At 44.9% G+C, this 20832-nt stretch carries 23 protein-coding genes; 15 read left to right on the top strand and 8 right to left on the bottom strand.

Annotated features, from left to right (window positions below; translation table 11 throughout):
- The first annotated feature begins 73 nt into the window (after window positions 1-73).
- The 3 genes from V5G21_RS04835 to V5G21_RS04825 are packed head-to-tail and all read left to right on the top strand — an operon-like array spanning window position 74 to window position 2637.
- Window positions 74-916: an ABC transporter ATP-binding protein gene (locus tag V5G21_RS04835; protein WP_073305208.1), complete on the top strand. Its 843-nt coding sequence runs from the start codon at window positions 74-76 to the stop codon at window positions 914-916.
- On the top strand, window positions 849-1634 hold the full coding sequence (locus V5G21_RS04830) for an ABC transporter permease (protein WP_011248087.1): 786 nt from the start codon (window positions 849-851) through the stop codon (window positions 1632-1634). The genes V5G21_RS04835 and V5G21_RS04830 overlap by 68 nt, the downstream gene beginning before the upstream one ends.
- A gap of 34 nt (window positions 1635-1668) precedes the next feature.
- Window positions 1669-2637, top strand: coding sequence for an ABC transporter substrate-binding protein (locus V5G21_RS04825; protein ID WP_073305206.1), 969 nt, complete (start codon window positions 1669-1671; stop codon window positions 2635-2637).
- A 265-nt stretch (window positions 2638-2902) separates the two neighbouring features.
- Here the strand turns inward: V5G21_RS04825 and V5G21_RS04820 are convergent, their stop codons facing one another.
- The gene (locus tag V5G21_RS04820; RefSeq protein WP_073305204.1) at window positions 2903-3424 is read right to left on the bottom strand and encodes a GNAT family N-acetyltransferase; all 522 of its coding nucleotides are present in this window, start codon (window positions 3422-3424) and stop codon (window positions 2903-2905) included.
- Between the two features lie 22 nt (window positions 3425-3446).
- The gene (locus V5G21_RS04815; protein ID WP_073305202.1) at window positions 3447-3899 is read right to left on the bottom strand and encodes a MarR family winged helix-turn-helix transcriptional regulator; all 453 of its coding nucleotides are present in this window, start codon (window positions 3897-3899) and stop codon (window positions 3447-3449) included.
- Window positions 3900-4213: 314 nt separating this feature from the next.
- Here V5G21_RS04815 and V5G21_RS04810 point away from each other — a divergent pair, with 314 nt between their 5' ends.
- Window positions 4214-4777 carry a VanZ family protein gene (locus V5G21_RS04810; RefSeq protein ID WP_095254907.1) on the top strand — a complete coding sequence of 188 codons (564 nt, stop codon included), beginning with the start codon at window positions 4214-4216 and terminating at the stop codon, window positions 4775-4777.
- Between the two features lie 141 nt (window positions 4778-4918).
- Here V5G21_RS04810 and V5G21_RS04805 read toward each other — a convergent pair whose 3' ends face one another.
- Window positions 4919-5623, bottom strand: a complete 705-nt coding sequence (locus tag V5G21_RS04805; protein WP_095236669.1) for a hypothetical protein — start codon at window positions 5621-5623, stop codon at window positions 4919-4921.
- Between the two features lie 153 nt (window positions 5624-5776).
- On the opposite strand from V5G21_RS04805, the gene V5G21_RS04800 reads away from it, so the two are divergent.
- From V5G21_RS04800 to V5G21_RS04770, 7 genes are all read left to right on the top strand, one after another.
- Entirely contained in the window at window positions 5777-6028 is a 252-nt protein-coding gene (locus V5G21_RS04800) for an HPr family phosphocarrier protein (RefSeq protein WP_095254906.1), read from the top strand.
- A 282-nt stretch (window positions 6029-6310) separates the two neighbouring features.
- Window positions 6311-7567, top strand: a complete 1257-nt coding sequence (locus V5G21_RS04795) for an NAD(P)H-dependent oxidoreductase (RefSeq protein WP_338465266.1) — start codon at window positions 6311-6313, stop codon at window positions 7565-7567.
- A 16-nt stretch (window positions 7568-7583) separates the two neighbouring features.
- Window positions 7584-8003 (top strand): transcriptional regulator GutM, encoded by a 420-nt coding sequence (locus V5G21_RS04790; RefSeq protein WP_011248079.1) that lies wholly within the window; start codon window positions 7584-7586, stop codon window positions 8001-8003.
- Window positions 8004-8018: 15 nt separating this feature from the next.
- Window positions 8019-8534, top strand: coding sequence for a PTS glucitol/sorbitol transporter subunit IIC (gene srlA, locus V5G21_RS04785; protein WP_011248078.1), 516 nt, complete (start codon window positions 8019-8021; stop codon window positions 8532-8534).
- A gap of 16 nt (window positions 8535-8550) precedes the next feature.
- Window positions 8551-9564 carry a PTS glucitol/sorbitol transporter subunit IIB gene (gene srlE, locus V5G21_RS04780; protein WP_095254904.1) on the top strand — a complete coding sequence of 338 codons (1014 nt, stop codon included), beginning with the start codon at window positions 8551-8553 and terminating at the stop codon, window positions 9562-9564.
- Between the two features lie 12 nt (window positions 9565-9576).
- Window positions 9577-9933: a PTS glucitol/sorbitol transporter subunit IIA gene (locus tag V5G21_RS04775; protein ID WP_011248076.1), complete on the top strand. Its 357-nt coding sequence runs from the start codon at window positions 9577-9579 to the stop codon at window positions 9931-9933.
- Between the two features lie 53 nt (window positions 9934-9986).
- Window positions 9987-10925: a sugar-binding transcriptional regulator gene (locus V5G21_RS04770; protein WP_338465265.1), complete on the top strand. Its 939-nt coding sequence runs from the start codon at window positions 9987-9989 to the stop codon at window positions 10923-10925.
- A 112-nt stretch (window positions 10926-11037) separates the two neighbouring features.
- Here the strand turns inward: V5G21_RS04770 and V5G21_RS04765 are convergent, their stop codons facing one another.
- Complete coding sequence (locus V5G21_RS04765) at window positions 11038-11928, bottom strand: CPBP family intramembrane glutamic endopeptidase (protein WP_338465264.1); 891 nt, start codon at window positions 11926-11928, stop codon at window positions 11038-11040.
- Between the two features lie 138 nt (window positions 11929-12066).
- Here V5G21_RS04765 and V5G21_RS04760 point away from each other — a divergent pair, with 138 nt between their 5' ends.
- Together V5G21_RS04760 and V5G21_RS04755 are read left to right on the top strand one after the other, a co-directional pair.
- Window positions 12067-14496: a heavy metal translocating P-type ATPase gene (locus V5G21_RS04760; protein WP_338465262.1), complete on the top strand. Its 2430-nt coding sequence runs from the start codon at window positions 12067-12069 to the stop codon at window positions 14494-14496.
- A complete protein-coding gene (locus tag V5G21_RS04755) occupies window positions 14493-14621 on the top strand; it encodes a hypothetical protein (protein ID WP_257006172.1) in 129 nt (42 codons plus the stop codon). The genes V5G21_RS04760 and V5G21_RS04755 overlap by 4 nt, the downstream gene beginning before the upstream one ends.
- Window positions 14622-14682: 61 nt before the next feature.
- On the opposite strand, the gene V5G21_RS04750 is transcribed toward V5G21_RS04755, so the two are convergent.
- From V5G21_RS04750 to V5G21_RS04735, 4 genes are all read right to left on the bottom strand, one after another.
- Window positions 14683-16584: an FtsX-like permease family protein gene (locus V5G21_RS04750; protein ID WP_011248072.1), complete on the bottom strand. Its 1902-nt coding sequence runs from the start codon at window positions 16582-16584 to the stop codon at window positions 14683-14685.
- Entirely contained in the window at window positions 16559-17338 is a 780-nt protein-coding gene (locus V5G21_RS04745) for an ABC transporter ATP-binding protein (protein WP_011248071.1), read from the bottom strand. The genes V5G21_RS04750 and V5G21_RS04745 overlap by 26 nt, the downstream gene beginning before the upstream one ends.
- 105 nt (window positions 17339-17443) lie before the next feature.
- Complete coding sequence (locus V5G21_RS04740; RefSeq protein WP_011248070.1) at window positions 17444-18496, bottom strand: sensor histidine kinase; 1053 nt, start codon at window positions 18494-18496, stop codon at window positions 17444-17446.
- Window positions 18493-19203, bottom strand: a complete 711-nt coding sequence (locus V5G21_RS04735) for a response regulator transcription factor (RefSeq protein WP_011248069.1) — start codon at window positions 19201-19203, stop codon at window positions 18493-18495. Before V5G21_RS04735 ends, V5G21_RS04740 begins: the two co-directional genes overlap by 4 nt.
- Before the next feature lie 244 nt (window positions 19204-19447).
- Here V5G21_RS04735 and V5G21_RS04730 point away from each other — a divergent pair, with 244 nt between their 5' ends.
- Both V5G21_RS04730 and V5G21_RS04725 read left to right on the top strand, forming a co-directional pair.
- Window positions 19448-19750 (top strand): hypothetical protein, encoded by a 303-nt coding sequence (locus V5G21_RS04730; protein ID WP_095236671.1) that lies wholly within the window; start codon window positions 19448-19450, stop codon window positions 19748-19750.
- Window positions 19751-19969: 219 nt separating this feature from the next.
- The gene (locus V5G21_RS04725; RefSeq protein ID WP_142237578.1) at window positions 19970-20818 is read left to right on the top strand and encodes an ROK family protein; all 849 of its coding nucleotides are present in this window, start codon (window positions 19970-19972) and stop codon (window positions 20816-20818) included.
- Window positions 20819-20832: the final 14 nt, after the last annotated feature.

Raw genomic sequence — 20832 nt, 5'->3', positions numbered from 1 at the left:
GCTCGATTAAAATGAATAAATGTTACTATCCTTATTAATAATGTTGGTTTTATAGGTTAAAGGGGGGATCGCGATGCAAGTGAAAATTAGCCATGTGGAAAAGACATTTGCCAAAGGCAAAAACGATACGCTCCACGTTTTAAACGATATTGACATGACGATTAACGAAGGCGACTTTGTTTCGCTTCTCGGCCCTTCAGGCTGCGGAAAATCGACGATTCTCAACTTAATTGCTGGGCTTGACTCGCCGACAAGCGGTGGCGTGTTCGTTAATGGGAAGCAAGTAAACAAACCTGGCAACGATCGTGTAGTTGTTTTCCAAGAAGCAGGTTTGTTTCCATGGATGAATGTGCTCGAAAATGTCGCGTATGGACTAAAATTAAAAGGTTTTTCCAATCAAAAAAGTGCGGAAAAGGCACGTGAAGGTTTGAAAATGGTGCATCTTGGCAACTTTTCCACTGCTTATCCCCATGAGCTATCAGGAGGGATGAAGCAACGTGTCGCGATTGCACGGGCACTTGTGATGGATCCTGATATTTTGCTCATGGATGAACCTTTTGCCGCTCTTGATGAGCAAACGAGAATGGTCCTCCATAAAGAACTGTTGGAAATATGGGCAGAGACAGGCAAAACGATTTTATTCATTACTCATAATATCCGTGAAGCGGTCATGCTTTCCAATCGAATTGTGTTAATGGGGACAAGACCTGGGCGTATAAAAAAAGAGTTTATCGTTCAAGCGGCGCTGCCTCGTGATCCAGCAGATAGTTACCTAGTTGATTTGGAAAGAAGGATCATGAAAGAACTTGAAGACGAGATGGAAAAAGTGTTAAAGGAGGAGTTTGGAGATGGTTACAGCTATAAGACGGACCGTATTCGTCGCGGCGATCATAGCTATATGGGAGATCATATCTAAAAGCGGCTTCTTTCCAACCTTCCTTTTTCCTCCGTTGATTTTGCCGAATGATCCAGGCGGTGTTACCGTAGTTGGAACGCTTATCAATGGCATTGCGGACGGACGCATGTTAACAGCAACGGGCCTCACGCTCGGACGGTTGTTGATCGGTTTTGCCATTGCGATTTCTCTTGGCCTTTTGTTCGGTTATTTGATTGCCCGCTACAAATGGGTAGATGATACACTCGGCTTTTTGGTAACGGCGTTGCAGTCGATTCCAAGCATTGTCTGGTTCCCGCTAGCGATTGTGTGGTTTGGCTTAGGCAATGCATCGATTTTATTTATTGTAACGATCGGGGCGACCTGGACAATGACGGTAAGTGCCAGCACTGGTTTTAAAAACGTGCCTAGCTTGTATTTGAATGTAGCACGGACGCTTGGCTCATCAGGCACTCATCTCGTGCGGACTGTTGTGTTGCCCGCTTCTGTCCCACACTTGATTTCCGGTTTGCGGATGGCCTGGGCTTTCGCTTGGCGGGCCATTATGGCTGGTGAGCTGCTAGGTGGTTCAGGCGGGTTAGGGTATTTGCTTAATATGGGGCGTTCGCTCCAGCAAATGGATCTTGTCTTGTCTGTCATGATCATCATCGGCATTATTGGCACGTTAATGGATAATCTCGTGTTCTTGCGTGCTGAACGATCTGTCCAGAAAAAGTGGGGCTTAAAGCCAAGCCTATAAACAAAGTATATACGATAAAGAAGGGGAGAGTGGAATGAAAGGAATCATAAAAGCAGGCGCGTTTGCCTGTGTGGCAACGCTTGCCTTAGCAGGATGCGGCCAAGGCGCAACAGAAGGGGAAGTTCGGATTGGTTACTTTCCGAATCTCACCCATATTGCCACCATTATTGCGTTGGAGAATGGCTATTTTGATGAAGAATTTGGCGAAGAGACGACGATTGAAACGATGACTGTTCCAGACGGCAGCGCTTTTATGGAGGCAATGTCGACAAATGAGATTGACATCGGCACAGTCGGGCCAGGTCCAGCAATGAATACGTATACGTCCAATCCGGCCCATTCGATTATTGCTGGTGCAGTCAATGGCGGTGCTGTATTAATGGTTCGTGAGGATGCTGAAGTCGAGACAGTTGCCGATTTAGCTGGGGAACGGGTAGCAGTGCCGACACTAGGTTCGACGCAGGATGTCATGCTCCGTAAAGCCTTAGCGGATGCAGGCGTTGATGCCGAGGAGGTAGAACTCATTCCACAAGCGCCAGCGGATACGTCGACGTTGTTTAACCAAGGGGACGTATCAGCGGCAGCGACCCAGGAACCGTGGGGCAGCTATTTGGAGGAACAAACAGGGGCTCGTTTTTTGTTGGACGCTGATGCGTTTGCTTGGGGAGAGGAATCTACCAACACGGTTGTTGTAGCGACGCATGATTTTCTTGATGTCAATGAGGAGTTAGCACGGGCCTATTTGCGCGCACATAAAAAAGCGGTTGAGTTTGTCCAAGAGCAACCTGAAGAAGCAGCCGGCATTTTTGTCAGCCATATCAAGGAAGAAACAGGGAACGAGCTGAACATAGCAGAAATAGAGCAATCAATGGAGCGGTTGTTCCCAACCGTTGACGTTAATGAACAAGTATTGCAAGAGATGGCCGAAATTGCCCATGAGGCAGGTAATATGAGCTCAACGGATATTGACGGCTTGGTTGATTTAAGCTTCCTAGAAAAATAAAAACAATTGCTGGAAAGGAAAGTTTTCTTATTTGAGGCAGCCAAGCGAAACGGACTGAATCGTGAAATCTATTTTTTTAGGATTCAGTCCGTTTTGAAACAGCGGCCATATTAGAGCGAGAGAGCACTTGACGCCTGCGCTTAGCTCCGCTATTTCCTATAGATGGTTTGTCCTTCGATCGTTGATTCAAACGTGTACATGACCATATTCAGTGACGTACTGTCCTCATTAAGAAAGCGATCGTCTTATGTTTAACGGGGATCGATCACAGGGCCAGTGTCTTGCTCATGATGAAATCGATTTGTTCGTCATCTCCCATATAAAATGAGTGTGCTCCTGTTTGCACAAACCCCATTTTCTTATAAAAAGAAAGAGCATTGTCATTCTTTTCCCATACGCCGAGCCAGATGTTCTTCTTCTTCTGTTCGATTGCCATTTCGATCGCTTGATTTAACAAATATTTACCAAGCCCAAGCTTTTGGTAGTTGGTCTTTATATAGATCCTTTGGATTTCAAGTGATTCAGCCCCCATATCTTCAGACTGGGCATCATTCATATTAACTTTTAAATATCCAGCAACGTCATTGTTAAAGTAAACAAAAAAGAAATGCGAGGAACGGTTGGCTAACTCTTTTTCTAACTGTTTTTCGTTAAATGCTTTTTTCAAATAGGCATTCATATTTTCAGGTGTATTATGATCCTTAAATGTCTCATTATATGTTTCATAACTAATGTCTTGAAGTAATCGCAAGTCAGCTAATGTGCACTTTTTAATCGTGATAGTCAATTATTTGTCCACCCTTTACGAATCAATAATGTCTCTTGTTGCCCTTTTTGACAAATTCCCAATCCTTCTCTACATTTTTACTGACTCTTTGTAGCAGTTGAAATAGGGTATCTGCTTCATTTTCAGAAAATCCTGTTAAGGCAACGGTATTGGAATAGTCATTTTCTTTCCTGATAAAAGGATACACACGCTCCCCTTTTTGTGTAGGGAAGAGTTTTTTAATTTTTTTGTTATGTGCATCTTCCTTCTTTTCAATAAAACCGTTCTTTTCCAGTTTCTTTATCGCACGAGCTGCCGTTGTACGATCTACTTTTATCATCTCGGCTAGTTTTTCTTGAATGATGCCTGGGTGTTCACAGATCCTCACAAGGTATAAATACTGTCCTTTTGTAAGGTCATATTCTTTAAACTCGATATTGCTAATAGAATCTAATGCCCTTGCTATCATTCCAATCTCACGGAGAATGTCCTTCATTATTGAAACTCCTTAGTATTATTTTGTTGTAAATGCAACAAAAACAATGTGTTTATTTTACTCGAATTTTATTGTATTTGCAATAAAAAATGATCATAAAGTAGTCAAGGGTACGAGCAAAGCTTCCGAGTCACACACGGGCATTAAGTTAAGCGGGATGATTCATCACCAAAACAAAATGAACATCATTAGACAGTTTCCCGATATTTTTCACGCCATTGCCTCGTGATTTTAGGCTATAATGGGGCAACGACATTAGATCGGTTGTTTGCCTAGAGAGAAAGGAACGTCCAGCAAACGTGAAAGGAGAGGCCATGTCGCGTTTTGTTAAAATTGCCGTTGTTGTTATGCTGCTAGCCGCAGCTATTGGCATTATTGCGTATTCAAGCTCCACCCCATACGCCAACCAAGACATGAGAGGCATCCTTAGCAGGCTGCCGCTGTCGTGGCTGGAACAGACATTTATCGGCCAGATTTCTTTTGTCTATGGCGGAAGGCCAGTTGGCATTGCTCATACAGGCGTAGAAGCGTTTGTTGAATTTTTCTTGCGCAAAGGGGCCCATTTTGTTTCTTTCTTCGTGATTGGCGCTTTGGCTTGCCGGTTGTTTGCGTACATCTTCCGTCTGCGCTTTGCAAGTTTTTTCGCCCTCCTATTCGTTATGGGTTATGCTTCCTTCGATGAGTACAGACAATCGCTTGTACCAGATCGAACGCCATTAGTGGAAGATGTTTTATTGGATACAGTAGGTGGAATAACAGGCATTCTCCTTGTAGTCGTATGGGTGTCTGTTCGAAAAATGAGGCAAAGCCGAACGCTTCCTCCAGTAAGCCAAGAGCCGCGGACGAGAATGGAACGCAGGCAACGGCAACGCGCTTAGCAAAGACACAGAAAGAAGCGGCAGCCCAGCGATATCGCGGGCTGCCGCTTTGTTTTATTGTGCCGTTGGATTTGCTGATTCGTTCGTGTGTGCTGCCGTGTAAAGCCGTTCATGTGAGTAATTGTTGTCTTTATCTTTTAATCAATGGTTGTTCTTCAGGTTTTGCACAAGCGCAGCGGTTTTTTTGTGCTTTTCAAAGTGGAGCGCTTTTTCAAAAACACGGTATGCTTTTTTCTCGCCATGAAACCGGAACATGGCGTATTGATGGAGTTCAAATGTCTTTTCTATTTCAAATAGGTTAATGGCTTCTTTCAGGTTGTCTGCCCGCTGGTAAAGGAAATACGTTTTAAATTTTTGGATAGCATAGGGCTTTAAATAGTAAGGTGGAATATCGGTTTCGGAAAGAAGCTGTTGAAGTGTTTCTCTGGCAGCCGCTTTGGCCGAATCGAACTGTTGCTTTGCGTGTTCTAGTTTTTGCTTATACAAACGGCTGTGTTTAATGAGTCGGTTCATACCATACATTCCTGCAAAGTAAAGGAAAAGAGGTGTTAAAATGAAAAGGGCCAAAAACAGCAACGCCTTGTATAAAAAGAAAGGCAAAGAAAGGAGTTGGAATACAGCGATCAGCCTATTGCCAAATAACGTGTGAAAGAAAAAAAGGAATAGAATGATCGCGCAAGCAAACCAAGTGTTCAGATAGCGTGGGAGAAAAAAGTGACGCAGCGGCCCGCTTGTCAGTTGCTGAATCTGTTCCAGGCACTGCCCCTCATCTCCTTGTGCTCGTTCGTTTTGTTCAACGAGCACTTCCAGAGACTGAATATGGGCAAGCCATTGCTTTTGGTTCATACGATCCCGCCTTTCCTTGTTCTTGTCCAGTTGTTTTATTTTTATGATGTCCGTTTGGCAACAATGACTGTTTTCGCAAGAAGTTCTTGTTCCTCGGTATTTTCGAGTGAAGCCTGCATATAGATGATTCCAGAAGAAAGGAGAGAGGTAAAGATGGAAAAAACGGTTACGGTCGGACTCGAACATGGCCTCCATGCGAATGCTGCTTCGGCATTTGTACATGAAGCAGGGCAGTACAAAGCGGATGTCTACCTTAAGAAAGGAAATTCAACGATTAACGCCAAAAGCATTCTTGGCTTAATGAGCATCGTTGTCCAAAAGGGAGATGACGTGTTGTTGACTGCCGAAGGTGCAGATGAGGAAGCTGCGATTGAACGATTAAGCAGATTTTTAGAAGGAAAATAACGGAGAAGCCGATGCCGCGTGCATCGGTTTTTTTATTTAAAGAACGATTCCCTTCCTTGTAGTAAGCAAAAGTCTTGTGGCCACTTTGCCACAGCTAGAGAAAAGAGCATCATGTCCTTTTTCTGAAAAAAGATTTGACAACGCTTTCTCGAGAGAATACAATAACAAATAAGTTTATATCATATGATATAGATTGTAACATATGTTACGTAATCTAAACTAATACCATGATGTGTAACATATGTAAAAGGTGATTCGTTCTAAAAACGAGGAGGAAGATGTATGTCCATTTATCGGGAATTACAAGAGCGTGATAAACAACAACAGCCAATCAAAGTGGGAGTAATCGGTGCCGGTCAAATGGGATTCGGTTTAATTTCTCAAATCTCTCGGATCCCAGGAATGGTCGTTGGTGGGATTTGCGATGTCCATATTGAAAATGCAGAAAAAGCCCGTGATTTTTACCGTTCTCAAGAAAATAGAAAAGTGGAGACGGTTGTTTCTTCTGATTACCGGGCAGTTATCCAATCAAATACAGTAGAGGTGGTCGTCGATGCAACGGGCGTCCCAGAAGTCGGTGCCAATATTGCCTTGGAGGCGCTTCGTTCAAGAAAGCATCTTGTGCTGCTAAATGTTGAAGTAGACATTACGATCGGATCATATATGCATAGCATGTTCGATGCGGCTGGTCTTGTCTATTCTGGTTCAGCAGGGGACGAGCCGGCAGCAATTGTAGAACTTTATGAATTCGCGAAAACAATGGGACTAGAAGTAGTCGTAGCAGGAAAAGGTAAAAACAACCCACTTAAGCCAACAGCCAATCCTGACACATGTGCAGAGGAAGCCAAACAGAAACATATGAGCGCACATATGCTGGCAGCATTCCAGGATGGCACGAAGACAATGGCTGAGATGAATTTATTGAGCAATGCGATTGGGCTGGTGCCAGATAAAGTCGGGATGCATGGAGTCGACGCTAACTTAGATAATGTCGCTAAGAAGCTAGATTTGAAAGAACACGGTGGCGTCCTTGATTCACTTGGTGTTGTAGAATATGTAAACGGTTTAGCACCTGGGGTGTTTGTCATTGTCAAAAGTGAGTTGGAACCTGTAGATGAAGAACTGCGCTACTTGTTAAAAGTTAACGCCAACCATGGCCCGCATTACACGTTATACCGTCCGTACCATCTGGCAAGCTTAGAAACACCCATTACAATTGCTAAGGCAGTGCTTCATCATGATACGTCGATTCATCCCCTTGGTGCACCGGTTTCTGAAACCGTAGCAGTTGCAAAACGCATGATTCAGCCAGGTGAGAGACTAGATGGAATTGGCGGCTATAGCGTAAGAGGCATGTTGGAAACACATCAGGATATGAAGCGGAATGGCCATATACCGATTGGCCTAATTAGTGGCAATGTCGTCGCAAAACGAGCCATTGAAGAAGGGCAGTTTTTAACGATGGATGATGTCGAACTCGACACAATGACGACCGTTTGGAAACTGCGTGCATTGCAAGACCATTTATTTGCTGAATAACAAGGAGAAGGTGGATATGAAGCTTGTACTAATTGCTTGCTGTCTGTTGCTCATTCAATCAGCGTTGACTGCAATCCAAGTTCGCTATTACCAAAAATCGATGAAAGCACTAGTTGGAAAATATAAAGGGGAAAAGGGGTACCACCTTTTCTCAGGACAATCCCGCCGTCGAATCGGGCCTGGTTCTATCGTTCTCTTAGTAGTAGATGAGTCTTACATCATCCAAGAGTGCCAGTGTATGCGAGGGGTAAGCATTCTGTCTACGTTTAAAGAGATGGAAGAATACGAAGGAATGCACTTGGGCGAGCTGTTGGACAGGCTTCACACTTCAGAAAAAAAACGCAAGTCTCCTGCATTGCAAACGGCCTTACAGGCGGCTGGCGAGCAAGCACTCACGGCGATTTCAAAGACGAGGAGAACGACCTCGATTTCTTAAAAAGGAGTGAAAAAGATGGACTGGATTGAATGGTTCGGCGAGCACTTTATCGGCATGTTTAATGCAGGTGGAGAACAATTCATGAATCTCCTTACTGGCATTGTCCCAACGCTAGTCGTTTTACTAACTTTCACTTACGCACTCATTAAATTTATCGGGGAGGAACGGGTCACGAAAGCGATTCGTTTCACTTCAAAATATGCACTACTACGTTACACCCTTATGCCAATTCTATCGATTCTATTGCTTACCAATCCAATGGCTTACACGTTTGGGCGTTTTGTCGAAGAGCGCCAAAAACCTGCTTTCTTTGATTCGCTCGTGTCATTTTTGCATCCGGTTACAGCCTTATTTCCATACGCAAACGCTGGGGAGCTGTTTGTCTATCTCGGCATAGCGAATGGATTGACACAAGCAGGGTACTCGACGTCAGAGTTAGCAGTGCGGTTTTTCCTGGTCGGTATTCTGGTTATGCTGATCAGAGGGTTACTGACGGAGCAAATCACAAAATACCTGATGAAGAGAATGTGACAGGAGGGGAAACGGCATGGCATATAAAGCCGTATTTATCAGCAAAGGTTCAGGCGGGTGGGGGACTGGCCTCCGCATTGAACCGAAAGGGAAAAAGACGAAAGTCGTGTCAATCACAGGCGGGGGAATTCACCCTGTCGCCCAATGCATTGCTGAATTGACTGGGGCAGAAGCAGTCGATGGCTTCAAAAATTCAGTCCCAGAAGATGAAATGATGTGTGTCGTGATTGACTGCGGCGGAACCGCCAGGATTGGACTATACCCAATGAAACGAATTCCTACAGTTGATATTCTCGCTTCTTCTCCATCAGGCCCATTGGCAAAACATATCAAAGAAGACATTTTCGTCTCTGGTGTTACACCGAAAGAAGTGTCCTTGGCAGAAGCAACAGAGGAGAAGCACGATTCAGCCCCTGCAGAGGAAGAAAGTCGTTTCAACCCAGCAAATAAAGAAGAATTTAAGGAAGAGTACGAAAAAGTCAAAAATGAGCATCGTTCCCAAAATGATAACTGGCTCATGCGTTTTTCAAAGGGGATCGGAAAAGTCACTGGTGTATTTTATCAGGCCGGACGTGATTCAATTGACATGCTTATTAAAAATATCATCCCGTTCATGGCTTTTGTAAGCATGTTGATTGGCATTATCAATTACACGGGTATCGGTGATTTGATTGCCAATACGATGTCGCCGCTTGCTAGCTCGATTTGGGGCTTAATCATCATTGTGATGATCTGCACGCTGCCGTTTTTATCGCCAGTGCTAGGTCCAGGGGCGGTCATTGCCCAGGTAATTGGTGTCTTGATCGGTAGCCAAATTGCGCTTGGGAATATTCCGCCGCAATTTGCGTTACCAGCCTTATTTGCGATTAATGGCCAAGTGGGAGCTGATTTCGTACCAGTTGGGTTATCATTAGGAGAAGCGAAGCCAGAAACAGTGCAGTATGGCGTGCCTGCCGTCCTGTATAGCCGCTTGATTACAGGCGTGTTGGCTGTTGTCATTGCCTACGTAGCTAGTTTTGGCATGTATTAAGGAGGAAAAAGAATGTATCAAACAATCGTAAAAGAAATTGGACAGATGGCCCCCTCTTTTGCAGACGACAAAATCGTCATTCTTTTTGGGATGGAAGCGCCAGCAGAACTTAAGGAAATTTCATTCCTCCACCAAGTAGACGGGGAATTTGAAGACAACCCTATTAAAGAAGGCGGTACACTCGTTATTGATGAACAGGAATTTGTAATCGAAAAAGTCGGTTCGGCTGCAAATGAAAATTTACGGACATTGGGCCACATCTCGATTTACTTTACAGAACCGCAAGAAGAAGTATTGCCTGGTGCCGTGTTTGCCAGTCCGCATACATTTCCTGTTATAGAAAAGGGTAGCAAAATCACATTTAAGTAGTACAATAATAGTTGGAAATCTTGTAATGTAAAACTGCAGGATAGGGTGGTCAAATGTCACTTTTGGGAGATCGAAGACTTTTAGTAAAAATCGCCCAAATGTATTACGAGGAAGGGGCGACACAATCAGAAATTGCCCAGGCCATTGGTGTAAGTCGGCCGCTTATTTCAAAGTATTTAGCGAAAGCAAGGGAGTTGGGTGTGGTAGAGATTATTATTCATGATCACGACACACATCCATTTACCGGATTGGAATCGAAAGTAGAGAAACGCTATGGATTACGGGAAGTTGTTTGTGTAGAATCCAACGAAAATGATGCTTCTAAAGCGCGGATGGGACAAGCAGCAAGCCATTATTTGTTGCGGATGATTCGCGATGGCCAAACAATTGGCATGAGCTCTGGGACGACTTTGCATGAAGTGGCGATGGCATTGTCATCTAGCCAGCACTTTCCAAACGTGCAATTCATCCCTCTCGTCGGTGGAATGGGCCATGAAAGAGTTGACATTCATGCCAACCAAATTGTTGCCAAGCTGGCTGATGTCCTTAAAGCGAAGTGCAAGTTGTTGCATGCTCCCGTACTAGTCGATTCAAAGGAAGCAAAGGAGATCATAGTCAATCAGTCTTCGATTAGAGAGGTTTTTGAGATTGGCGCAAAAGCGGATATTGCCATGGTCGGCATAGGGGGAACACCAGAGCACTCGACAATGGTGAAGTCTTATCTCCAGCAGACAAAAGGCGTAATCGAGTATGAGAACATCGTAGGCGATATTTGCTACAATTTTATCGGAGAAGACGGTTGTACGATTGATAATGATTGGAATGCCAGAGTCATTTCGATGGATTTAGACCATGTAAAACAAATTCCTCTTGTGATTGGTGTAGCAAGTGGGAAGGAAAAGGTCAAAGCGATTAAAGCCGCACTTCGTGCAAAGTTAATACACGTGCTTATAACGGATGATCTGACTGCACGAATGCTATTGGATCATTAAAACGGATGAAGGCTGTTGAAAAATGAATTTCAACAGCCTTTTTTCTTTTTTGTCGATGTTCAGCTAGCTACTGTGAGATGAAACAGAAACAAGTCTGCTTTGGCCATCAGATTTAGCGAGAAACGCCGTCCGCAAACGATTGGTTAATCGTTTTACGGGTACAAAAGTAAAGGACGAGGTTGATACACCCTAAAACGATAAAGCCAGCAACGCCGGTAATCCCGTTGATTAGCTCTGGGTTTCCGCCTGCGACAAGAATGAGTCCAATTCCAGCTGTCGCATTCATGACACCATGAAAGAAAGCGGCGGGGTAGATCGTTTTTGCTTTTATCGTTATAAAACACAAAAGCGGGGACAATAGCATACAAAAAACCGTCATCATCAAAATTCCCAATAAAGGCGTACTTGGGTAATTGTGTCCAGCCAGTGTTAATGGAGCATGCCATGGCCCCCACAGCAAGCCAATCGTAAAAGACGCTTTCCAAAAGCCAAGGCTTTTTAATTCAGTCAACAACAAGCCGCGCCAAGCTGTTTCTTCACCAAAAGCAAAGAGTGCATTGAGTGTGATACCGGCAAGCACGGCATTAATGGCCATCATCCATAGTGGATGAAATGGCAACGCTTCAAAAGCAGATTCAGTGGCATTCCTCGTGGTCTCATCCATTGCGGCATAATAGGCTTCCATCGTTAAGGAAAGGCTCGTTCCTGGGAAAACGAGTGCGACTAAAAGTGTTGCCGAAACGAGGAAGAATGGCAAAAAGGCGGCGAGAACCCACCAAAGAGAAAAGCGCCCTTTTAATAGCAAAGCAGGTGCAAGTGGTTGTTTGAAGACGGCTTTTTGCGTTATCACGGCACTGACAAACGGGAAGAGCATATAAACCATCGCAAATAATTGAAAAACTAGAGGGTTTTTATAGGCACCGCTCAGCAAAAATACCGCCCCTGTGCCAAAGCTGATTCCAAAAAGAATACAAATAAACACAATCAGTTTCTTTTTATTCATAACTTTCACGTCCTTGTTTTTTTCTGTCTATATGATGTACGTATAGAAGGAAGAAAAGATTCATTTCTCTTGATATACCCCTATAGGGTATGTTATCGTTTAGACAGATACTTCATTTTAGCCGAGAAGGTGAAATAGATGAGTGAGAAAAAAGCAGCGATTTCGATTACCGGGATGACGTGTGCCGCCTGTGCAACGAGAATTGAAAAAGGACTCAACAAGATCGAAGGCGTCTCACAGGCGACGGTTAATTTAGCGAATGAGAAAGCAACCATTACCTATGACAGCAACAAAACCGAGCCGAGCGCCTTTACCGAGAAAATCGACAAGCTTGGCTACGGCGTTCGTCTTGAAAAAGCGGTTTTCAATGTAAAAGGGATGACGTGTGCTGCTTGTGCAACGAGAATTGAAAAACGGCTCAAAAAAATGCCCGGTGTCAAAGAGGCAAACGTCAACTTAGCGATAGAACGGGCAACGGTTGTTTACAATGAGGCAGAAACAAACGAACAGGAAATGATTCGCGTTGTTGACAAGCTTGGCTACCAACTTGAGCGCGAAGCGGCTAGTTCAGGAAACACTAAAGAAGAAGAAAGCCAAAAGCGTTTCGGATTGTTTCTTTTTTCAGCGATCTTGTCATTGCCACTTCTTTGGACGATGGTGACCCATTTCGAATTTACATCATTTTTATATGTGCCTGATATGTTCATGAATCCGTGGGTGCAATTAGCGCTGGCGACACCCGTACAACTAATTGTCGGAGCCCCCTTTTATAAAGGTGCGTACAAGGCGTTGGCAAATAAAAGCGCCAATATGGACGTCCTTGTTGCCCTTGGAACGTCGGTCGCCTACGTTTACAGCATTTTTCTTGGTTGGGAATGGTACCAGAATGGGCAAGTTGGCATGCCTGAATTGTACTTTGAAGCAGCCGCTGTCATTCTTACATTAATTGTGCTAGGCAAATGGTTTGAAGCAAGAGCCAAAGGAAGAACAAGCAAAGCGATTTCTACTTTGATAGGATTGCAGGCGAAAACGGCTCGAGTGATCCGTAATGGCAATGAAGTCGAGTTGCCGATTGAAGAAGTAAAGGCAGGAGATGAACTCATCATTCGCCCGGGAGAAAAAATTCCCGTCGACGGCTACGTAAAAAGCGGGACCTCTTCCGTCGATGAATCGATGATTACAGGAGAAGCGCTCCCAGTCAGCAAGAAAGCAGACGATTCGCTAATCGGAGCAACGCTGAACAAGCAAGGATCGCTGCGAATGATTGCCACAAAAGTCGGCAAAGATACAGCCCTTGCGCAAATTGTCAAAGTGGTCGAAGAGGCGCAAGGGTCGAAAGCGGATATTCAACGTATCGCCGATAGGGTGTCTGGCGTTTTTGTCCCTGTTGTCGTTCTCCTAGCGGCAGCTACTTTTCTGATTTGGTATACACTCATTGATCCAGGCAATATTCGCGCAGCGATTGTTCCTTTTATCACGATTTTAGTGATTGCCTGCCCATGTGCGCTAGGTTTGGCGACGCCGACTTCGATCATGGCTGGATCTGGCCGAGCGGCTGAACTAGGGCTGTTGTTTAGAGGCGGCGAACATTTGGAAAATACACGATCCATTACAACGGTTGTCCTCGACAAAACGGGCACGGTGACGAAAGGGACGCCGCAATTAACGGACATTGTGCCTGCAGAAGGAATAGACGAGAATGAGCTACTTGCTATCGTGGCAAGTGCTGAATTTGAATCGGAACATCCATTAGCGAATGCCATTGTGCAAGGTGCTGCTGATCGTGCCATATCCTTAAGGGAGGCTGAGGCGTTTGAAGCATTAACGGGCTATGGCATACGCGCAAAAGTAGACGGTGTTGTTATTCATATTGGCACACGAAAGTTGATGGAACAGGCAACAATCGAATACGCTATATTAGAAGAGCGCATGGAAGAATTAGAGCAGCAAGGGAAAACAGCGATGTTGGTAAGCATCGGTACAGACATTGCTGGATTGGTTGCAGTAGCCGATACAGTGAAGGAAACCTCTAAGGAAGCGGTGGAACGCCTCCACGAACTTGGGCTTGAAGTGATTATGCTCACTGGTGATAATGAGCGAACGGCAAAAGCAATTGCAGCCGAAGTTGGGATCAACCATGTGATAGCTGGTGTGTTGCCAGAGGAAAAAAGCAATGAAGTGAAACGTCTCCAAGAAGACGGCAAACGAGTAGCAATGGTGGGCGACGGCATTAACGATGCCCCTGCTCTTGCAGTAGCGGATGTAGGAATGGCGATGGGAACGGGCGCTGATGTAGCAATTGAAACAGCCGATGTCACGCTCATGCGTGGCGATGTAAACAGTGTCGCTGATGCGTTTCTCATGAGCAAAAAAACGATGCGCAACATTAAACAAAATTTGTTTTTTGCCTTTTTCTACAATTCGGCGGCAATACCAATTGCGGCAGCTGGACTCCTCGCCCCATGGGTAGCAGGAGCAGCGATGGCCTTTTCTTCTGTCTCCGTTGTCGCAAATGCCCTGCGGTTGCAACGAATCCGTATGCCACAGAGAGGAGCTGCCAGTCAATGACGACTAAACGCTGGATACTAGCAGCTGTATGCTACTTGATCCTTGTAGTAGGAGGCTACGGTTTGCTAACTGGAACCAATCCGTTCGAAAGCACGGACGTTCATGAGAGCGAGCATCACGAGTGATAAATTCAATGAGCAAAGCTCAAGCCCCTGGCGAATGGCCAGGGGCTTGTTGTGCAAGTTTTTAGTTGAGAGCGGCACGGAAGTAAAGCAGTCTCGTGATCAAAAAGTAAATCAATTGCAAGGCAGCATAAATGGAAATGACCAAGATCGCGTTTAGTACGAGATTGACATCGAGCATGTTGCTGAGCATCACATAGGCAAAGCTGGCATGGACGCTGCCGACAAGCACAGGTACAAAGAAAAGGAAACCCATTTGTTTATCCAAGATCCTGCGCTTTTCTTTGTCTGTTAAGCCAATCCGGCTTAAGGCAAACAATTGTTTTTTCGTATCGGCCAAATCGGTAAACAATTTCAAATAGAGCATGCTTCCTTGGACAATGAAGAATAGCAAGCTGACAAACAAGCCAATAAACAGAACTAAGGAGTACATTTGCAGCAGCATATGGTATTGATACGGCTTAGCTTGCAATATATAACCATGTTCTCCTGTTGCTTCCATAATTGCCTCGGATACGTCCGTTTCATTTTGCCAATCGTCGAGTTCATAGGCAATGAAACGTTCGGTTTGAATGCCAGGGGCCTGCTCCGCTTTGGCAAACGCTTCGTCTGAAAGGATAAAGGTGCTATTGCTACTAAACAGAACCTCATTGTGTACTTCAAGATCCGTAAAGGTTTGCTCAGACTCGCCAAACGTAATTGTCAGTTCATCAAATTGAGCGGGGGCAAATAGATCTTCTTGACTAAAAGCAATAATGTCATTGCCTGCTAATGAAACAGGTTCTAAACCGATGTCTTCGCTGAGCCGGTTAAAGGTGCTTTCCGAGATGACTGAACCAGACAATACCGTCTCCTCGTTCAAATAGCTCGGCGTGCCTGTAAACTCAACGTCAAGCATTTGCTCATCAATTTTAAACAGGACTTCAGAGCCGTATTCTGCCAGCAATGATTCAACCTTTTCGGTCGTAATAATATCGGCCTCATCGTCCGTTTCTTCAACCGTCCAGAAAATCGAGTACGGCATATTCCCCATTCCTTCGTTGAGGATCGCATTAAAAAACATATAAACGGTTCCCGAGGCTGTCAGGACGACGGCGCTAATGACAGATGTCAAAAACAACATGCGTGCGTAATCTTTTAAGCGAAACAAAATGTTTGTCCGCGTAATTAAAGTCGTGCCTGAGTATAAAGAGCGTTTGTTGCGGTAAAGGCGATTGTAAAGCGCTACTGTGCCTTGGGTAAAGAGAAAATAAGTGCCGACTACCACAAGCCCTAATACTGGAAACATGGTTAGCATGACGGTCATCATGTTGGTGGTGACAGCTAGCCCATAGCCAGCTGCAAGGCAAATCACCGTAAGCACGGTGAGCCAAATGGATGTCTTTGGCATCATCTTTGGCTTGCTTGCTTCTTTCAGCATTTGAATCACTTCTTGGTTGCGAAGTTTCCAAAATGAAAGGAGCGAGAGAACCTGGAATAATAAGAAAAAGCCAACGCCTGTTACAAGATAAGCTACAGGCACGAACTTGAACGTAATCGGCGCGTCGACAGCAAGCAACATGGTCATGAACATCAAAAATAATTTCGAGAAAAGCGTGCCAAGCAGAAGTCCGCAGATGATGGCAACAATCGAGATAATCGTTTGCTCATAATAGACAAGAGAGCGCAACTGGCTTCTATTCATGCCAAAAAGCGTTAAAAGCCCAAATTCCTGTGAGCGAACTTGCAAAAAGACATTGTTCGAATAGGCGATAAAAAAGATCGAAAATAAGACAATGATTACTTGTGCTGCCACCATGCCGTTTTTGACGACCTGGTGCATGCTTTCCTCGGCGACGTCTGGGTGAAAAATAAACTGAGCATAGATAAAAAAGATCATGACGGTGAACACGCAACTTAGAAAATAAGCAGCATAGCGTTGGGCGTGGCCAGTAATGTTTCTACGGGCGAGTGTGCGTAGATTCATGGAAATCGCCCCCTAAAACGCTAAGCGTGTCTAAGATGTTTTGGTAAAATGTTTGTTGGCGGTCACCTTTGCGAATTTCGGAGAAAAAGGCGCCATCTTTGATAAAAATGATCCTGTCGCAATAGCTGGCCGCTGTAGGGTCGTGTGTAACCATTAAAATGGTCGCGTCCCGTTCTTTATTCATTGCCGTAAGCGTATCGAGCACTTGCCTTGCTGCTTTTGAGTCAAGGTTTCCTGTCGGCTCGTCGGCTAACACCATTGCCGGTTGGTGGATAAAGGCCCGTGCACATGCCGTACGTTGTTTCTGGCCTCCTGAAATTTCAGACGTACGCTTATCCAAAATGGAAGCAATGCTAAGCAATTCTGCAATATTGGCAAGGCGTTTTTCCATTTCTTTGTATGGCACTTTGTCCAATGCCAATGGGAGCAAAATATTTTCACGAACCGTTAAAGTGTCGAGCAAGTTAAAATCCTGGAACACAAAGCCGAGTTCTTTGCGGCGAAAAAGTGCTAATTTGTTGTTTGACAGCGTTGCCGGATTGGTGCCGTTAATGATGATTTCGCCCGCTGTTGGTTTGTCAATCGTTGCTAACATATTGAGCAAAGTCGTTTTTCCGCTGCCAGATGGACCCATGACACCAACAAATTCGCCTTTATCTACTTGAAGTTGGAAAGGGAGCAATGCCTTATAGGCGAGCCCTTCCTTTTTCGGATAATAGGTTTTCGTTAAATTTTTGACTTGAAGAATGGACATCGTGCGTTCCTCCTATCACAACGTTTGTGTAATCAGTATAGAAAAGAACGCCTGCGTTTCCCATTGAATCAGCTTTCAAAATTCTATGTTTAGCTTACATTTTTGTCATGTTTGATGAAGTGTCTTTGAAGAAAAAACAAGTGTAGCCGTCGTGCCTTTGCCAGGATCAGAATGTAAATAGAGCCTGTGGCCGAGCTCCCGGGCGATCGTTTGCGCCAAATAGAGTCCCATTCCTGTAGACTCTTGGTAGCGTCTGCCATTTTCGCCAGTGAAAAACGGGTCAAACACACGGGGCAAATCTTTTGCTGGGATGCCTACACCTGAATCGGCTATTGAAAATTCAAGTTGATGATGCTGTTTTTTAAATGAAAAACGGATGCGTGCTTGTTGCTTTTGCGGTGAATATTTTAAGGCGTTATGCAAAAGTTGGGCGATGACAACGCGCAGCCACTTGCTGTCGCTAGCGACGGGTTCAGCTTCCTCAGCATCAAGTTCTGGAAAAATGCCACGACGAATGAACTGGCGCTTTTCCTCATTAATGAGCTCCCGAGCAATTGCTGCAGGATCGACGAGCTCCGCCTTTAAGTCGAGAGAAAAGTGGTCGAGCCGAGCAAGGTGAAGCATCAGTTCAAGACCATGGCGGAAGCGGTCATTTTCGGCACTTATGTCGTCAAGCCATTCTTTGTCAGTTAGTGTTTGTTTTCCCTCTTGAATGAGCAAAGATATGACGGAAACAGGCGTTTTCATATGGTGAACCCACTGATTAATAAACATTTGGTGCCGCTTTTGCGCTTGTTCAAGCCTCTCCACTTCTCGTTGAATGTCTTCTTGTGCTCGCTTATGAAGACGAAGCCATGCTTGCGCTTCACGAGAAGGAGGATTGGCGGCCTCCAATTCATAGCTTGAATCAAGAGCTATCGTTTTTTGATGAGCGAGCCGATGCAATTTCTTTAAATACGTTTTTTGGTGGAGATAATCGACCGCCAGCCATACAATTAAGAAAAAGCTAGTCAACAACAACAAATAAAAGGCAATTGGCGCGTTGATCTGTTCATTGCTTATATGCATATACAACGATGCCGCCAAGATGAGCAACCCTGTGTTCATGTAAAAAAACAAAATCATCGCTAGACGGTCTTTTAAAAACGTACGAATCATGAGGATCGCCCACCCCAATTGACGTCCAGCCGATATCCTTGCCCGCGGATCGTTTGGATCGCATTAGTGATGCCAAGTTCTTGCAGGCGCTTTCGCAGTCGTGTCACATTTACAGATAACGTATTGTCATCGACAAAATCAACTTCATCCCACAGCGTTTCCAAGAGCTCGTCCCGACTAACAATCACATTTGGCGATTCCGCTAAACGTTGGAACAATAAAAACTCTTTCTTCGTTAATTCCAATTTGGCATCGTTATAGACGAGTTCATTTCGGTCAGGGTAAAAATAAAGGTTGTCTAGTTCTCTTACCGTTTGCTGGATGTCACGGGCATGGGCGTACTCCCCGTAGGATCGGCGCAAGGCGCTTTTTACTTTAGCCAGTAGCACTTCTAAATGAAATGGTTTCGTAATGTAATCATCGCCGCCATTCTCAATCGCCATCACTTGGTTCATGTCGTCAGTCCGGGCAGAGATAAACAACACCGGCGCATTGGAAACAGTACGGATTTGCCTACACCAATAAAAGCCATCATAAAGGGGCAAATTAATATCGAGTAAGACAAGATCAGGCTGAATCGCCACAAATTCCTGTTTGATCGTTTCGAAATTCTCCGCCCATGTAACTCGATAGCCGTACCGTTCTAAATGGTCAGCCATAATCCGGCGAATTTGCTGGTCATCCTCGACTATATAAATATGGTACATATAAACCATCCTTTTCTTACACTTTTCACTCTCTAGCATAGCATGTCCACCTGCAAAAGGGGACAATCATCCGTAGGTGTTTAAAATCTAGGAAACCGAGAATCATAAAGTCGCGAAAAACGTGATAAGGGTTCTTAGCGTCGAGCCAATAGCCATGGATGAACCCATCCGTGTGGAAAGAAGTCGTTTGTCCTCCTTTTTCAATTGACGTGTGGCTGGTACACTGTAAGTGGAGGTAGGATAAATGATGAACTCAGTTGCAGAAACACTCATTAGCCAGATCCAAGCACAGGGGAAGGAATTTATTAGCGAGTGGCAGTTTGAAGGCTACATTCCGATGGACGAAGGCGTGCTTTTGTATGTAAAAACCCGTCAAGGCCAGCCGGTTGTCATTAGCCTTAAACAAGAGAATGAAGACCGCTATCATGTGGAAATGGTGCGAAATAATGATAAGTTTGACCGCATCGTTCTAGGCGGCGACTATGACGTGCCGGAATCTGAGTTGGCTATGCGTATTGATATGTTGCTTGGCGCTGCGAAACATTAAAAGCAGCGCCTTTTTCGTTTCTACTGTATGGATTGGGTAGCATCGGTTCGTTTCACTTGCGTCTTTTGTTGGGGGAAAGCGCCGTTCGTTTTTCTGAGATGCAATCTTTTCACTGCGAGTCTGGCAAGGGAATGGTATACTAACAGAAAAAGCTCTAGTGCAGGGGGAACGAAAGTGGAACAAGTACGATATGGTGGTTTAGAAGCAGGGGGAACAAAAATGGTGTGTGGCGTCGCCAACGAAAAAGGCGAGTGGTTGGCGAAGCTGACGATTCCTACCAAACATCCACAAGAAACAATGCCGGAGATTATCGCGTTTTTTGAAGAACAACAAATTGATAGTTTAGGGATTGGCAGTTTTGGGCCACTAGATCTTGTAAAAGGATCTTCTACATACGGCTCATTGGCAAGTACGCCTAAAAAAGGATGGCCAGGTTATTCGCTTCTTGGTGCTTTTGCTCATTTGAACATCCCTATCTCAATTACAACTGATGTAAATGGAGCTGCGCTTGCTGAAGCGGCAGTCGGTGCTGCCAAAGGGCTCGACAGTTGCGTCTATATTACAGTCGGTACTGGTATTGGCGCTGGCGCAGTCGTAAATGGGACGATTTTGGAAGGGCTTAGCCATCCAGAAATGGGGCATATCCCTGTTGTGCGCCATAAAGATGACCGCTATGAAGGCAATTGCCCGTACCACGGTGATTGTCTTGAGGGGCTTGCTGCGGGTCCCGCTATTCAAGGACGATGGGGCAAAGCCGGTGTAGAGCTTGCCGAAGTGAGCGAAGTATGGGAAATGGAAGCATACTATTTAGCCCAAGCAATCGCTACCTACACATACGTACTGTCGCCAAAGCGAGTTATTTTAGGAGGAGGCGTCATGAAACAACGCCACTTGTATCCGCTAATTCGCCAAGCGTTGGCTACGCAAATCAATGGCTATGTAAAAATAGGCGATCTTGAGGAATATGTGGTGCCTCCAGGACTCGGCGATGACGCGGGCCTTACAGGAGCTGTTTTACTTGCTAAGCAAGCATTGGTACAAAAGGGGCTTAAGTCGACAAACCTATAGCCAAGCAAGGCAAA

Source organism: Shouchella rhizosphaerae, from assembly GCF_036700015.1.
In the GTDB taxonomy this organism is placed as follows: Bacteria; Bacillota; Bacilli; order Bacillales; family Bacillaceae_D; genus Shouchella; species Shouchella rhizosphaerae.
This window is presented reverse-complemented; position numbering and strand designations above follow the sequence as displayed.

Coding starts and splice junctions, on each gene's coding strand:
- V5G21_RS04725 (WP_142237578.1), top strand. CDS start 19,970: ATGGTGTGTGGCGTCGCCAACGAAAAAGGCGAGTGGTTGGCGAAGCTG.
- V5G21_RS04805 (WP_095236669.1), bottom strand. CDS start 5,623: ATGAACCAAAAGCAATGGCTTGCCCATATTCAGTCTCTGGAAGTGCTC.
- V5G21_RS04790 (WP_011248079.1), top strand. CDS start 7,584: ATGAAGCTTGTACTAATTGCTTGCTGTCTGTTGCTCATTCAATCAGCG.
- V5G21_RS04770 (WP_338465265.1), top strand. CDS start 9,987: ATGTCACTTTTGGGAGATCGAAGACTTTTAGTAAAAATCGCCCAAATG.
- V5G21_RS04815 (WP_073305202.1), bottom strand. CDS start 3,899: ATGAAGGACATTCTCCGTGAGATTGGAATGATAGCAAGGGCATTAGAT.
- V5G21_RS04750 (WP_011248072.1), bottom strand. CDS start 16,584: ATGAATCTACGCACACTCGCCCGTAGAAACATTACTGGCCACGCCCAA.
- V5G21_RS04835 (WP_073305208.1), top strand. CDS start 74: ATGCAAGTGAAAATTAGCCATGTGGAAAAGACATTTGCCAAAGGCAAA.
- V5G21_RS04740 (WP_011248070.1), bottom strand. CDS start 18,496: ATGATTCGTACGTTTTTAAAAGACCGTCTAGCGATGATTTTGTTTTTT.
- V5G21_RS04730 (WP_095236671.1), top strand. CDS start 19,448: ATGATGAACTCAGTTGCAGAAACACTCATTAGCCAGATCCAAGCACAG.
- V5G21_RS04825 (WP_073305206.1), top strand. CDS start 1,669: ATGAAAGGAATCATAAAAGCAGGCGCGTTTGCCTGTGTGGCAACGCTT.
- V5G21_RS04745 (WP_011248071.1), bottom strand. CDS start 17,338: ATGTCCATTCTTCAAGTCAAAAATTTAACGAAAACCTATTATCCGAAA.
- V5G21_RS04735 (WP_011248069.1), bottom strand. CDS start 19,203: ATGTACCATATTTATATAGTCGAGGATGACCAGCAAATTCGCCGGATT.
- V5G21_RS04810 (WP_095254907.1), top strand. CDS start 4,214: ATGTCGCGTTTTGTTAAAATTGCCGTTGTTGTTATGCTGCTAGCCGCA.
- V5G21_RS04775 (WP_011248076.1), top strand. CDS start 9,577: ATGTATCAAACAATCGTAAAAGAAATTGGACAGATGGCCCCCTCTTTT.
- srlE (WP_095254904.1), top strand. CDS start 8,551: ATGGCATATAAAGCCGTATTTATCAGCAAAGGTTCAGGCGGGTGGGGG.
- V5G21_RS04765 (WP_338465264.1), bottom strand. CDS start 11,928: ATGAATAAAAAGAAACTGATTGTGTTTATTTGTATTCTTTTTGGAATC.
- V5G21_RS04800 (WP_095254906.1), top strand. CDS start 5,777: ATGGAAAAAACGGTTACGGTCGGACTCGAACATGGCCTCCATGCGAAT.
- srlA (WP_011248078.1), top strand. CDS start 8,019: ATGGACTGGATTGAATGGTTCGGCGAGCACTTTATCGGCATGTTTAAT.
- V5G21_RS04755 (WP_257006172.1), top strand. CDS start 14,493: ATGACGACTAAACGCTGGATACTAGCAGCTGTATGCTACTTGATCCTT.
- V5G21_RS04830 (WP_011248087.1), top strand. CDS start 849: ATGGTTACAGCTATAAGACGGACCGTATTCGTCGCGGCGATCATAGCT.
- V5G21_RS04795 (WP_338465266.1), top strand. CDS start 6,311: ATGTCCATTTATCGGGAATTACAAGAGCGTGATAAACAACAACAGCCA.
- V5G21_RS04760 (WP_338465262.1), top strand. CDS start 12,067: ATGAGTGAGAAAAAAGCAGCGATTTCGATTACCGGGATGACGTGTGCC.